Source organism: Mobiluncus mulieris ATCC 35243 (genome assembly GCF_000160615.1).
GTDB classification, from domain to species: Bacteria; Actinomycetota; Actinomycetes; order Actinomycetales; family Actinomycetaceae; genus Mobiluncus; species Mobiluncus mulieris.
On sequence record NZ_GG668518.1, the window covers coordinates 146326 to 159952 of the forward strand.

At 56.0% G+C, this 13627-nt stretch carries 10 protein-coding genes; 2 read left to right on the top strand and 8 right to left on the bottom strand.

The window, feature by feature from the left end:
- Positions 1-53 precede the first annotated feature (53 nt).
- The 4 genes from HMPREF0577_RS00590 to HMPREF0577_RS00605 form a co-directional block, all read right to left on the bottom strand.
- Complete coding sequence (locus HMPREF0577_RS00590) at positions 54-1382, bottom strand: MFS transporter (protein ID WP_004011689.1); 1329 nt, start codon at positions 1380-1382, stop codon at positions 54-56.
- 224 nt (positions 1383-1606) lie between these two features.
- Positions 1607-2455: a glycerophosphodiester phosphodiesterase family protein gene (locus tag HMPREF0577_RS00595; protein WP_004011691.1), complete on the bottom strand. Its 849-nt coding sequence runs from the start codon at positions 2453-2455 to the stop codon at positions 1607-1609.
- An 80-nt stretch (positions 2456-2535) separates the two neighbouring features.
- On the bottom strand, positions 2536-3339 hold the full coding sequence (locus HMPREF0577_RS00600; RefSeq protein WP_004011692.1) for a hypothetical protein: 804 nt from the start codon (positions 3337-3339) through the stop codon (positions 2536-2538).
- Positions 3340-4313: 974 nt separating this feature from the next.
- Positions 4314-6032, bottom strand: a complete 1719-nt coding sequence (locus HMPREF0577_RS00605; RefSeq protein ID WP_004011694.1) for a cell wall-binding repeat-containing protein — start codon at positions 6030-6032, stop codon at positions 4314-4316.
- 148 nt (positions 6033-6180) lie between these two features.
- On the opposite strand from HMPREF0577_RS00605, the gene trpS reads away from it, so the two are divergent.
- The gene (gene trpS / locus HMPREF0577_RS00610) at positions 6181-7317 is read left to right on the top strand and encodes a tryptophan--tRNA ligase (RefSeq protein WP_004011695.1); all 1137 of its coding nucleotides are present in this window, start codon (positions 6181-6183) and stop codon (positions 7315-7317) included.
- Positions 7318-7502: 185 nt separating this feature from the next.
- Complete coding sequence (locus tag HMPREF0577_RS00615; RefSeq protein ID WP_004011696.1) at positions 7503-7814, top strand: hypothetical protein; 312 nt, start codon at positions 7503-7505, stop codon at positions 7812-7814.
- A 63-nt stretch (positions 7815-7877) separates the two neighbouring features.
- Here the strand turns inward: HMPREF0577_RS00615 and glgX are convergent, their stop codons facing one another.
- The 4 genes from glgX to HMPREF0577_RS00635 form a co-directional block, all read right to left on the bottom strand.
- Positions 7878-10364, bottom strand: a complete 2487-nt coding sequence (gene glgX / locus HMPREF0577_RS00620; protein WP_004011697.1) for a glycogen debranching protein GlgX — start codon at positions 10362-10364, stop codon at positions 7878-7880.
- A 148-nt stretch (positions 10365-10512) separates the two neighbouring features.
- Positions 10513-11697, bottom strand: coding sequence for a tRNA 2-thiouridine(34) synthase MnmA (gene mnmA, locus HMPREF0577_RS00625; RefSeq protein WP_004011698.1), 1185 nt, complete (start codon positions 11695-11697; stop codon positions 10513-10515).
- Between the two features lie 10 nt (positions 11698-11707).
- Entirely contained in the window at positions 11708-12001 is a 294-nt protein-coding gene (locus HMPREF0577_RS00630; protein WP_004015351.1) for an ATP/GTP-binding protein, read from the bottom strand.
- Positions 12002-12353: 352 nt separating this feature from the next.
- Positions 12354-13610, bottom strand: a complete 1257-nt coding sequence (locus HMPREF0577_RS00635) for an N-acetylglucosamine-6-phosphate deacetylase (RefSeq protein ID WP_004011700.1) — start codon at positions 13608-13610, stop codon at positions 12354-12356.
- Between the last annotated feature and the right edge of the window lie 17 nt (positions 13611-13627).

Below are 13627 nucleotides of genomic sequence, written 5' to 3' on the forward strand. Positions count from 1 at the left end.
TAAAAACAGTGTGGGGGACACCGTAGGCGCCCCCCACACTATGAAGCTATATCCTACTTAGCCTCAGTGGTACCAGCGTTTTGATGAGTCACAGCACGACGCTTGTTGATAATGGCCAGCAGGATAGCGCAAACCATACCAATCGCCGTGACGCCGGCGGTAATCAGGAACACCCAGTGGTATGCCCAGTATTCCTGGCCTTTGAAATCGTCCAGGAACTTCCCGTTCATTTTGTTGGCCCAGAACACGGCCGCATAGGCCAGGAAGGAGCCCACCGCCATAGCGCCACCATTAATCTGCTCCGGCAGATGTAGCTCCGCAATAGGTGCCAAAATCACAGCCTTACCCAAGAACACCCCGAAGGAGGTGACAATCAGCAGCAGGATGGCTGGCCACATAGCGCCGGGGTTATTAGGCAGGAAGAATACGACGATGGAGGCTACCATCACGGTGCCCAAGGCCACTGCCATCATCACTGTCGAGGATTTGAACACGTAGTCGGCCAGGAAACCGGATACCAGCCCGGCCAGAATCCCCACGGCGGCGGTGTTGAAAATCCCGAAGATAGCTGATACCCCGTCGGAAATGTGGTACACCTTAATTAGGTACGGGGCGGATGACCAGAACATGTTGATGTATCCCCAGTACAGGCACAGCGCGGCGACACCGGCCAGCCATACCCGAGGAATGGCCAGCACTTTCAACAGGCCTTTGAGCGCGGCCATGTTGTCCGAGGTTTTTTCTTCGTGGGCGATGGCATTCTTGGGGACGAACTTCAACAAGCACAGCACCAGCGGAATCAGCAACAGGGCATATCCAACCCCGAACCCGACCATAATTTCGTTGACAGCCTTAGGAAAAATGGTAATCAAGGTGACCACGATGATGTTCATCAGGAACTCGGCGGCGCGGCGAATAGTTTCCAGCAGACCCATCGCCATGCCGCGTCCTTCAGTGTCGGAGTCTTTTGACATATATGACACACCGTTGACTACGGCCGGCCAGCCTATGGCATCCCATACCCCCCAGGAGGCGGCGATAATCACCATTCCGGTGTACCCAATCGGGGCTAGCCACAGCAGTAGGAAGGTCACCAGGCGCCACACCGACCAGACCAGCAGGATGTTGCGAATCGTGAAGCGGTTGTTAATCCACCCGGCGGGCACATACAGGAACATGGCGATACCAATCCACGACCACAGGGTGCCGTATTGCTCATTAGTTAACCCCAGAGCGTTGGTCATGGGGATAATCAGTGAGCCTTTGAAGGCTTCGAAAGAGGAGTACACCAACTGCCCGGCCATAACTACGGTGAGGAAGCCGGCAATGGTGTGGCGGCGCAGGAACACTGGCCATTTACTGGATTTCGTTGCGTCAGTCATGTTGTTTTCTCCGTTCTTCGTTGAATTGACTTGCGTTGTTTGTGTGGGGTGGCGCGAGTTGCGTTTTTCTCGGCTTCACGAGGTGCCATCATGGACACTTAAGCGCTTTGCTAAGGCAATACCTTTCCTAAATCCCCAGGTCAGAGGCTTATCTCGATATAGAGATACCTGTTTTTCGGCCTTATGCGTCCATAACCGAAAAAGCCCCTCATGAACCGCTAAATCTACTTAGCGTGTCGCGCGGCGACGAAACGGTCGGCGATATCGGTGAACACCCCGGTCGCGCCCCAGTTGAACAGCTGGTTGGCACGGGCGATGTCATTCACTGTCCACACGTTGACTCCGAAGCCGGCCTGGCGGAAAGCCTGCACCTTTTCGCGGGTCAACCCGGTGTCCTCGGGGTGAATATAATCCGCCCCTACCAGTTCTAACAGGCTCTTCCAGTCGTCATAGAGCGCACAAGTCTCGTAGAGACATCCGACCGGCAGCTTCGGCGCTTTTTCCTTGAGCTTCGCCAGCAGCACGTGGTTGAAGCAGGAAATAATCACCTGGCACTTATTGGTATCGAGCTTTTCCAATTCGGCCAGCAGATTGTTAATCAGCATCAGGGTCATTTCTTTGCCGGCTTCATTTGACTTTACTTCGATATTACAGTTCATCCCGGTTTCATTCATGAACTGGATTAGTTCGCTCAACCGGGGAATCCGCTCGCCGCGAAAATCCGGGGCGAACCACGACCCGGCATCAATATGATCCAAATCGGCCGCACTCAAGCCGTAGTAGCTGCCCGCCCGGTCGGTGGTGCGATCCAGGGTGGTGTCGTGGCAGATAATCACGGTGCCATCTCCCAGCACGTCCACGTCGGTTTCCATCCAGGTCGCACCGCGCTGGTGCGCCAGGCGGAACGCCGCCATGGTGTTTTCGGGGGCTTCTTGGTTGAGACCGCGATGTGCAAAAATCATTTCAGTGTCTGACATGTTTTGTCCTCTTTTCTTGTTGATAAAGATGTCAGCTGGCAGCACCACTGCTGTCCAGTTGTCGAAACAATCGGCATCTATTCTATGACGGTGCATGAGGTGCCATTTGGGACTTGTGCCGCTGCGTCCACATCTGCACATCTTTACGCTCGGTGCAGTGCCTGTTGGGAAAATGCTCATAGCCACAGCGTGGCTCCGGGATGCCACCCCATTAGCAGGCACGGGGCATTATAAAGGTAAGCCTCGTATCTGTACGCTGCATCCAAATATCCGGGTACGCTGAGCCGTATCGCATTGTATCGATTTCTGGCTTCATCTAAATTAGCCGTTACCCACAGTTTGGGCTCAAAGCTGTCTAGGGGGTAACTAGTACGTCTAAATGCTGGATATTGACGGCATAAATTTACCCAGTCTGAATAAGAGTTAATGGTATAAATATTTATATTATCTGTTTCTGCTGGAGAACCCGCTACTGCCCTCCATTTACCGGGAGAAATCTCGTACTCATCCATCAGGAAAGGCAACCAGGATTTACTTTCTTCTTCGTACCATCCAGGAAGTGTCACCTGAAAAGGCTGCATAGCCTCTGCAGCCCACCAGGAGGGGACATAATTAGAATCATTATTTTGAACTAAATTCTCATAATCATGCGTAATTAATTGACTGCTATCGCGTGTCCCCATCAAGAAAGCTTGCATATTCGGATGAATGTTAGCGAATACTTCTTGAGCTAAACCCAGTGTCCTCTCTGATATTGAAGAATAATGGTAAAAGTGCTCCCATAACCCCCAGGGGTATGTCTCTAGGAAATCTTGCAGCAGCTTTCTAGATGTACCAAATGTTCTAGGTGTCAGTTTATTCGCTTCTTGTTCCGCTGCTTTAAGTGCTTTTTCATCACCTTCTATGAAATCTTTAAAAAAGCGTATTTCGTTGGTGGTACCTATCTTCTCACCTATCTGGGATTCTAGGATGCTCAGCACCAAAAGAACCCCAAATGGGGTGTACTGATGGAATCTAGCGGAATTTACGAACAGGACACACCCTCTTTTTCAGTTGAGCTGTATAGCATAATTTTGCATCCATATTTATCAATAATAAAGTGAGTATTTACAGCTCTCCAGTCATGCTTTTTGTAACCGTTGCATTTACGTGCAACACCTCTGTGCTTGAACTTGTGTGTATTGTATGCTATTCCTGTGTGTTCAGTAGGGCTTCCCCATCCAAAAAGCCAGTGTCTGCGAAATAAAACAGTATCGATTTGCATATACTTAGCCGTGCTGGTACACTCCGTTTTCGGTTTGTTTCCAATATATTTTCCCCCATAGAAGAGCGGAGGTGAATTTGTTGAGTGCCTGAGTCGTAAATCCTCACTTATGCTTTCATATTGTACGCCTTTAGTGCTGTGATTTATCTCCGTACCGGCTGCTGTACCAGCTGTGAATGTGAAAGCGATACTAACAGGGCTAGTGTAGTCGAAAGTTTCTTTAGCATTTGCTACCCCCTGCCCAGGGCATCTGATTACTACTGTTGGCGTTTCATAGCACTATACTGATTACCGGAATCGAATTCAAGTTCACGACATGCCTCAGATTGTTTGAGCGCGAAAGCAGACTGGTGCCTCACTTGTTTTTGAGCGCGAAAAACGGTTTTTGTCTCAAATTGAGGCGTTTGGAGATGGTAAACCAGGTCTTGCAATCGTTGAGGTCTTGCGAAGGTCATGAAATGCGTCAGTTGGTCATGCTGCAGCTCATATTGCCGTCACCAAACCCTTTCATGCCAAAAAGAAACAAATATTTCGCGCTCAAAGTTATGTGAGGCACTACGGTTCACGTTGCCAAATATGGGGTAATGTGGTTCGATGTGTGTTTTTCCGGTTTCGCTGCTCACAGTTTTTAAATGTTTTTGGGGTCTGCCTCTCGGCAGACCCCAAAAACATTTAAGAGTGGCTCAAAACCTACTTCAACAGGCCTTTCACGGTATCCACCACGGTGTCGCTGATCACCATAGCTCCACCCAGAGCCTTGAACTTGCCCTCCAGTGCCGAATTCGCCTGGCGTGCGGCCTTCAGATAGGCCTCGACCTCGGCGGGAACCGTGTCGGCTTTCACCAGCAGCACCGGTCCGGCTAACTCGGCTTTGTTGTCAATAAAACCAGCCACAGTGGCATCGGCTGAAGCCGTGCCGTTAGCGACATAAACCGCCTTGGCATTGCCGCCAGAGGGGAAGGCCGTCTTCGCAATCTCCAGGGCGGTCTGGTAGCGGTCGTTACCGGCGATACGCGAGGTCTTGGCCCCGCCGCCTCCCATCGCAGCCTGAATCAGCTGCTTGACCTTGTCGCTGTTCTTGGCGCCTTGCACATCTTTAAAGGTATCACTAACCTCTCGATAGGTGTTCTTGGCCTTTTCCAAAGACAACGCGATTCCGGCCTTTAACACTGCAGCATCAGCGGCTCTCTTTTCCTTTTCAGCCTGAGTCAAATTCTCTTTCGCTTGAGTCTTATCGGATTCGATGCCTTTCTTGTCTTTGCCAGCCTCGTCCTTGGACTTGTCGTCCTTCTTCTGGTTCGGATAGGCCGCACCCTTGGTTTCATCGGCGTGCTTCGTGGCCAATTCCAGGGACTTTTCAAATCCCATGAAAGTCGCTACGCCGTGGCCATCTACGGTGGCCAGCATCTGGGCTTTAGCCTTGGCCTCAGCCAGGCTGCCATCACTTGTGGCACCGTCAACCTGGAAAATCCGCTTGTCGCAGTCGTTGCTGACGTCACTAGGCAGTACTCGTGGGAAAGTCATCTCGACATTGGCCTTCAGCGCGGCTTTCTTTTCCGCCTTTTCCTTGTCGTCTTTGCCTCCATCCGCAGCCACGCACCCGGAATCCATGAATTGGTTCAGATTGACGTCCTTGGCCACAGTGAACCATCCCTTCAGCTGCATTTTGGCTTCGCGAAGTTCCTTGGCTAAATCAGCGGTGACCTTCTTTACCGCCGCATCCTGGCTTAGCCCGCCGCCGGATCCATTCACCCGGGATGCCGCATTCAACTCGTCTGTCTTCACTGCCCTGGCACCACCCAAAGCAACAATCTCAGTGGGCTTCAAACGCTTGATTTCCGCGACCGTGGAGGAAGGCAGGCTCCCGGATCCGTCAGTCAACAAGATAGGAGCATTGTCGGGAATAGTGCCACCCGCCAAGGCATCCACCAAGGTCATCCCGTTTGCCAAATAAACCTTCGCGGCGGTTTGGTTGTTGGTCAAGGCCTTAGAGATTTCCACGGCGGTCTCGAAACGGTTCGCTCCGGAAATCCGCAGGATGTCCGCATTGCCCGCCACGGCTTTAACGGTGTCATCTGACACGGCACCGACGCCACCCAAAACCACAACATGCTTGGCTTTAAGCTGCTTAATCTCGGCAGCCACGGCTTCTCGTGTCCTAGACCCTTCGTTTACCAGCAGCAACGGGCCGTTCTTAAGTTTGCCCCCGGCCACCGCATCGGCCTGGTTGTCGCCGCGTGCCAGGTAGACCACGTCGGAGGTCTTAAACTCGTCGGCAATCTGGATGGCGGTGTCGTAGCGGTCGGTTCCGGCCAGCCGGTCGGCGGTGCTCGCGGCCACGGCGGTTGCGGGTGCTACTAGCGCGGTCACGGCCAGGGTGGCGCCCAAAGTCAAAAATTCTTTTCTCATGGTGCTCCTTTCGGTTGGGGACGTTGGTTTTGTCCGGTGGCTCAAACGGGTTCATGAGGTGCCTCCCGTGATTTGAGCCTCTATTTTACGTATGTAGCTGGACTGCTGATTCTTACAGGGACGCTGCTAGACTGGAGCGGTGATTGAAATGGCATCTCATGAAACCGAAATAACCCGACCGAACGAAACCGACACCCGCGCCACCCTGCGTGCCGCGCGCGAGACCTCCGACCGTATCTGGCAGGACATCAAGGAAGGGCGCACGGAAAAATACCGGATTCTCACCGGGGATCGCCCGACCGGGTTTTTGCACATCGGGCACTATTTCGGCACCCTCAAAAGCCGGGTGGAGCTGCAAAATCTGGGTATAGACACGACCGTGTTGATTGCTGACTACCAGGTAATTACTGACCGGGACAATATCGGCAATGTGCGCGAATACGTGTTGAACCTGGTGGCGGATTACCTGGCGGCGGGGATTGACCCCGCGAAGTCCACGATTTTTTGCCACTCGCAGGTGCCCGCTATTCATGAGATGCTAGTCATCTTCCTGTCTTTGGTCACCGAAGCCGAGCTGCATCGCAATCCCACGGTGAAAGCAGAGATGGAGGCGGCTCAACGGCCGATGACCGGGTTGCTGCTTACCTACCCGGTACACCAGGCGGCGGACATACTGTGCGCCCAGGCGAATCTGGTGCCGGTGGGGCAAGATCAACTGCCGCACCTGGAGCAAACCCGGGTGGTGGCCAAGCGGTTCAACAAGCGCTACCCGCAGCGTGACGCGGCCGGGAACAAGGTCAAGGATTCGCGTGGGGTGCTGCCGCTGGCACAGGCTCTGTTGGGGCGTGGTTCCATGATTCTGGGCACTGATGGCCAGAAAATGTCGAAATCGCGGCATAACACAGTGGAACTGGGGGCTAGCGCCGAGGAAACCGCAAAGATTATCAAGAAAGCCGTGACGGATTCCAACCGCGAGATTACCTATGACCCGGTGGGGCGCCCGGAGGTGGCGAATTTGTTGCTGATTGCCTCGCTGTGCACCGGGCAAAGCCCGGAGGACTTGGCCGCCCAGGTCGGCAACGGTGGCGGGGGAGCGCTGAAGCAACTGGTCACCGAGGCTTTGAATGAACATTTGGCGGCGCACCGGGCGCGGCGCGCGCAATTGCTGGAAGACCCCGGATATCTGTGGGGCGTGTTGCGTGAGGGCAATGAAAAGGTTGCCGATCTGGGCGCGGATACCTTGCGGGCGATGAAGCAGGCCATGGGGATGAACTACGGTTTTTGACTGGCTTGGTGATTTGGCCGGTGGTTTCCGGTGCGCGGCATTGAGCCGCCCGGGGTTAGGGTATAAGGATGTATGGTTTTCGGATCGACGTCGTCGACCGGTGGTGGCTCCCCGCACGGGGTTTCGGCGCTGTGGGACTAGCCGCGGGACTAAATGGCAAGATTTGACAGCGATTAAGGGGTGTTATGGAAGACGATACTGGCGGGAATCTGGCCAAGAATATTACCCGGCACGATCATGCGGCGGCGGTGGCCAGTCGCATGGTAGAGCGAGCTTTGTGGATTATCAATCTCGAGAATGACTCGGCGCATGTTTCAGCCGAGACCCGCGAGGCGCTGCTCACGGAGACGACCGAGATGCTGATGCAGTGGGCCTACGAGGTCGGCGAGGAAGACTTCCGTGCTGGCCAGTTTTCCGCCCGTGACAACCCGGCCGGCGAGCACATTGCCTATCCCAAGTCTCCGTTCAAGGCGAACCCGAAGGCCATTGACTCTTGATTTCCCTCATTGACACATCGCGTCAATCAAGCTTGACAACCCGACTTGTGCCGCGCCCCGCAGCTACGCACGGTTGCGCAGCTTTCCTAGCACGTTAAGCAAATCAATCTGGGAATCCTCGCAAGGGCTATCCGGGATTTCGGCAAAGAAAATCCGCATCGACATGGCGCTCATCTTCGAGGTCATTCCCCGCACGGTTACCGGCAGTTCAGTGGCCGGGCCGGTCAAGTCCACCCCGGCTCCGGGAACCAGGCCGACTTCCGCCGCCAGGCCACCGCTCGAGGCTGAATCGCCTTCTGTCCCCGTCGGGGCAAGCGAATCGGTCAGGTCAATATCATAGCCGGAAACCCCCAGGGAATCGGGGGATTCCTCGGAGCGGGTGGTGGGATTTGGCCAGCTCGAATCCCACATCAGGTTAAATACCCGCGAACGAGCCACCGGTGGGTTGATTTCCACCTGATCCATGGTGCCGTTAATCATCACCAGCAAATCTACGTCATTCCAGCGGGTTCCCGAACGCAGCATTTGCATCACTCGGTTGCGTGGGTCATGCCAGGCTCCGGGGGTCAAGGGAATCCCGTCCCGGTCGTACCACGACAAATCGGCCAGTTTATCGCCTTGCACCGGGGTTCCGGAAGCGAAACAATCGGGGCGCATCACCGGGTGCTTCGCGCGCAGTTGCAGCAGGTAGCGCGCGGTTTCGTGCAGGGCGTTTTGCCAGGGCAGCCAGTTCCAGTCCAGCCAGGACAGTGGCGAATCCACGCAATAGGCATTGTTGTTACCGTTTTGGGTGTTGCCAAACTCGTCGCCGGCCAAAACCATCGGGGTGCCAGCCGAAATCGCTAGGGTGCCCCACATATTGCGCAGGTTACGCAGCCGCAGGGGGGCGACTTGAACCACTTGTTCCACTACTTTCGGGTCGTTGGAATACTGTCGACCGCGCAGGACGTGGCCTTCGTATTCGTGGTTCCACGAGTGGTTATTATCCGAACCGTCACGGTTGTTTTCCCCGTTGGCTTCGTTGTGCTTGTGGTTGTATGACACCAGGTCGGCCAGGGTAAAGCCGTCATGGGCGCAGACGAAGTTGATTGAAGAACCCGGTCCGCGATCCAATTCGGGGACTATAGAAGCAAATAAATCGGCGGAACCGGAAATCCGTGTGGCTAGTTCGTGCGGGCCATGCGCGTGACGCCCGTGCATCTGGGCGGAACCATCTGTCAGCCAAAATCCCCGGATGGCATCGCGATACCGGTCGTTCCAGTCCGCAAAGGGGGTGGGGAAGTTCCCGGTTTGCCACCCGTTCGGCCCGATATCCCAGGGCTCGGCAATCAGCTTGCAGCCGGCCAGAATCGGGTCGGTGGCCATGCCTACAAAGGACGGGTGTCGCACGGCGTATTGGTCGCGGTTACGCCCCAGGGTTACCCCTAAATCGAAGCGGAAGCCGTCGATACCGACTTCGCCTGCCCAATAGCGCAGGGAATCCATCATCAGTCCCACGACTTGGGTGGAGGTGAAATCCATCGAGTTGCCGCATCCCGTATAGTCCACCATTTGGTTGGGGCGCCCGTGGTTCCACACGTAATACCGTTGTGGGTCGAGCCCACGCAGCGACAGGGTTGTCCCGTGCAGCCCGCCTTCGGCCGTGTGGTTATACACGACATCTAGGATGACTTCGATTCCCGCTAGGTGCAGCAGGGAAACCATGCCGCGCACTTCATCCAGGACGGCTTGCGGGCCGAGGCTTTGGGCGCGCTCGGTGGCATAGGATGGCTCGGGTGCGAAATAGCTCAGAGTCGAGTATCCCCAATAGTTCACGGCACCGCGTTGTTGGAGAAATGGCTCGGTAAATTTGGCGTGTATCGGCAACAGCTCGATGGCGGTGACTCCCAGGTCTCGCAGGTATTGAATCGCGACGGGGTGCGCCAGCCCGGCGTAGGTGCCCTGTAGTTCGGGGGGGATTCCAGGCAAGGTTCGGGTGAATCCTTTGACGTGGGCTTCGTATATTACGGTGTTTCGCCACGGGGTGTGTGGTCGATCGTTGACGGGGAAGGCGTTGGTGTTGACTACTACTCCGAGTGCCGCGTCGGGTAGCGAGTCGAGGGGGTCGGGTTTGAGTTCATGAGTTGCGGGTCGCAAATCGTCATTTACCTGGTGGGCGTACAGTCTTGGTCCTAGGTGTGGCGTCCCGGTGATGGCCTTGGCGTAAGGGTCGAGCAGGATTTTCTGTGGATTGTAAAACAGCCCAGCGTCGGGGTTCCATGGCCCGTAGGCGCGGTATCCATAGATTTGGCCAGGGCGAATCCCGGGGATGTGTCCGTGCCAGATGCCGTTTTCTGGGCCGCGCAGCCGGTAGCGGTTCTCGCGATAGTTGTTATCTGAATCGGGTGTGACTAGGCATAACTCTACGGCGGTGGCCTGGTGGGCATAGACGGAAAACGCGACTCCGGTCTCGGTGATATGCGCCCCGAGGTGATGCGGGTCGATTTTGGGTTCCGGCGCGATTTCTTTCGTCGGCGTGAAGGATGCGGTAGTCGGATCCTCGGGGTGCATTGAGGTCATGAATGTACGGTATCAGGGATTTCACGGTCGTGTTAACAAAATTTAATACAAATCCCGGTTCATGGTTGGCTGTGGCGTTTGCTTGGTGACGTGGGGTTATCCCCGTGGATGGTATTTGGGTAAGCCTGGACTTGCTTAATTAGCTTTCGGTGGTGTCCTGGCGGGGATTAGCGGATTGCGTCCCGGTAATCCCCGCTTGGGCAATAACCCAATTGCCGTGGTAAATCACCAGGGATTGTCCGGGTGCTACCCCGCGAATCGTGGCGGTTTCCGGGAATATCACGGTCAGCCGGTCTTGGTCGTCAATCTTGAAGGTGGCGGGTTCGGGGTGGGAGTGCGCCCGGAACTGTACCGTTAGTGGCGTTTCGGTTTCTTTGGTTTCATGAGGTGCTTCTCTGGATTCCTGGCCAGAAACAGTCAACAGTTGCCGTCCGAAACCTGGTTCTACCAGCCAGTTTATCCGCCCACAGCGAATCTGGTGTACATCCAGGGTCTCTAACGGTCCCACGGTGACCACATTGCGGCTCACATCCACCCCGGTAACATAGCGTGGCTGGCCATCTTCGTGGGGGCGGGGCAGATGCAGCCCGCGACGCTGGCCGACGGTGTAGAGGAACGCGCCAAGGTGCTGGCCGACAACCGCGCCGTTCTCGTCTACAATCGCTCCTGGTTGCGCCCCGCCGAGCTTCCCACGCAAGAATCCGCGTGTGTCGCCGTCGTGGATAAAGCAAATGTCGAAACTGTCGCGTTTATGCGCCACGGGCAGCCCCCGCCGTTGCGCCTCGGCGCGGGTTTCGGCTTTGTCACGTACGTCAAACAGTGGGAAAATCGCGTGGGCGAGCATTTCGGCGCGTGCCCCGGCCAGCACGTAACTCTGATCCTTTTCCAGGCTCGCCCCGCGCCGCAGTCGAAACCCGTCACCAATGTGGTCGAGGCGCGCATAATGCCCGGTGGCGACGTAATCGAAGCCCTCGCGCAACGCGCGTTCCACGACGTAGCCAAACTTAAAGACCCGGTTGCAACGCACGCAGGGATTCGGGGTCAAACCCGAGGCATAGGCCTCGACGAAAGGTGTTATCACCCCGCGCTCAAAGCGGTCGACCAGTTCCCAGACGTGGAACTTTTCGGGTGGTATCCCCAGGTAGGCCGCGACTTTCCGTGCATCGGCCAGGGCTTGGGCGGTTGGGTTGTTCTCCCCGTCGCAATCTGATTCCTCGAGTTTCATAAAGAAAGCGTGGACATCATATCCCTGTTCCAACAGTCGCGCGGCCGCTACGGCGGAATCGACGCCGCCGCTCAACCCGATAATCACCTTTTTGGACATGCGCTATAGTTTACAATCCCCAGCAACGAGTGTGCCAGTGGCGGCGAGCCCCCACCCCCGTGTCCAAACCGAAAGGCGCATAGCCGGAATCCGTAGCCCAAGCGACGATATGCGGGGTTCCCGGAGCAATCGGATGGTTACATCCCGGACAGATATAGGTTTTTTCACTGCCGGAAATCCGGGAAACCGTATAGTCTACGCCGCGCCGCTGTACGGTGCGCGGCATCGAGGCCAACCGCTCCATGTTCAACGGCTGCCATTCCTTTCGTGGCGTTTGTCGCCGCCCTCGCTTTCTGGTTGGCATCAGTTATTACTTTACAACCTCATCGCGTTTCAGCTTCGCTGCTTGAGGCGCTTCGGCTAAAACGCTCCACTGGAGCGTTTCTTCACGCCTGCGCACAGTGGCTGCGGCGTTATATGGCTTCGCCACGCGCCGCCGCCCACTCGGCATCGCCTACTACTCTATAACGCTACTTTCGTGTAGGCTCGTCCGGACGACACAAGTCGGTTTTCTAGGTTCATGAGGTGCTACTCGAAATATTCTCCCAGTTTTCAATCTCCTGAATCTTTCCCCGGGTACCCCTCTCTTCGCGCTATTTGCGCCGCGCTAGGTAGCGAAGCGGTGTGCGACGCGCAGCACGAGTCACCCTAGCACCTCATGAAGTCGGCACCGAGGCAACCTGGATGCCGCGGCGGTACACCTGCAGCGGATAGAGATTTTCATCTACCACAACCATATCCGCCAACTTCCCGGCTTGCAGGGAACCGATACGCTCAGATTCACCCAGAATCTTTGCTCCCTGCATCGAAGCACAGTAAACCGCGTCTATCAGCGGCAATCCACTGTTACGCCACGAGTTGCGCACCACATCCAACAGATGCGCGGTGCCCCCCGCCAACGAACCGGTACTGCCGTCTTCATTGCGCAGATAGGCTCGGCCTTCCTGGACGATAACCGCCTGACCACCCAGCACATAGTCGCCGTCGGCCACGCCCGCCGCCGCCATCGCGTCGGTAACGAACACGATTGAATCCCGCCCCACCAGTTCATATACGGCACGCACCGCGTCGGGATGCAGATGCACCCCGTCGCCAATCAACTCCAGCACCGCCCCGCCGCCGGCCGCATCAGCAATGGCTTCCAAAACCGGTCCGGGTTGACGGTGATGGAAAGGCTCCATCCCATTGAACAGGTGGGTGATCGTGTAACGCGGCGAACGGCGCACCCCTTCGGGCGTTAACCCGAGTTTCTCGCGCGTCCACAGCGCGGCGTTGCGCATGGTCTCTGAATCGCAGTCGGTATGCCCGTATGACGGCAACGCCCCGTTTTCTATCAAAACTTCCGCCACCGACCCAGAGCCAAAGGCGCGTTTTTCTTCCGGAGCTAGGGTCATAGTTACGGTGTGATTACGGGTCACTATCATGAGTTCCCTGGTTAAAGCCGGATTCGGGGCTTGAATGTAGTGCGCATCTTGGGCGCCTTTATGTGCTTCCGAGACAAAAGGGCCTTCGAAGTGAATCCCGGCGATTTCCCCCGCATCGGCCAGGTCTGCCAGCATTTGGGCTTGCCGACGCAACACTTCGGGGGACTGCGTCACCAGCGAGGTCACCAGGGTGGTGGTGCCGTGCAACCGGTGTTCCCACACTGCTGTTAAAGCCTCGTCAGCGGTTTTCGCATCCGGGAAGGACTGGCCGCCACCCCCGTGACAGTGAACATCCACTAGGCCAGGCAGGATATACCGCCCGTCAGTGGGGGAATCGGCGGCTACCACCTGAGCCCCGAAACCCGCCGCTTGGGCTTCAGGGGCTTCCCCAATCCAGATGATTTCCTGGTCTTGAATCACGATTGCGCCATCCACCAGGATGGAATCTGGGGTTACTACACGGCCACGAACTGCAAATGCTTCACTCATGGTTGCATTATCCCATT

What these genes read in the sequence shown, in the direction of transcription:
- mnmA (WP_004011698.1), bottom strand. Translation starts at nt 11,697, where the DNA reads ATGTCCAAAAAGGTGATTATCGGGTTGAGCGGCGGCGTCGATTCCGCC.
- HMPREF0577_RS00605 (WP_004011694.1), bottom strand. Translation starts at nt 6,032, where the DNA reads ATGAGAAAAGAATTTTTGACTTTGGGCGCCACCCTGGCCGTGACCGCG.
- trpS (WP_004011695.1), top strand. Translation starts at nt 6,181, where the DNA reads ATGGCATCTCATGAAACCGAAATAACCCGACCGAACGAAACCGACACC.
- HMPREF0577_RS00635 (WP_004011700.1), bottom strand. Translation starts at nt 13,610, where the DNA reads ATGAGTGAAGCATTTGCAGTTCGTGGCCGTGTAGTAACCCCAGATTCC.
- HMPREF0577_RS00615 (WP_004011696.1), top strand. Translation starts at nt 7,503, where the DNA reads ATGGAAGACGATACTGGCGGGAATCTGGCCAAGAATATTACCCGGCAC.
- HMPREF0577_RS00630 (WP_004015351.1), bottom strand. Translation starts at nt 12,001, where the DNA reads ATGCCAACCAGAAAGCGAGGGCGGCGACAAACGCCACGAAAGGAATGG.
- HMPREF0577_RS00590 (WP_004011689.1), bottom strand. Translation starts at nt 1,382, where the DNA reads ATGACTGACGCAACGAAATCCAGTAAATGGCCAGTGTTCCTGCGCCGC.
- HMPREF0577_RS00595 (WP_004011691.1), bottom strand. Translation starts at nt 2,455, where the DNA reads ATGCACCGTCATAGAATAGATGCCGATTGTTTCGACAACTGGACAGCA.
- glgX (WP_004011697.1), bottom strand. Translation starts at nt 10,364, where the DNA reads ATGCACCCCGAGGATCCGACTACCGCATCCTTCACGCCGACGAAAGAA.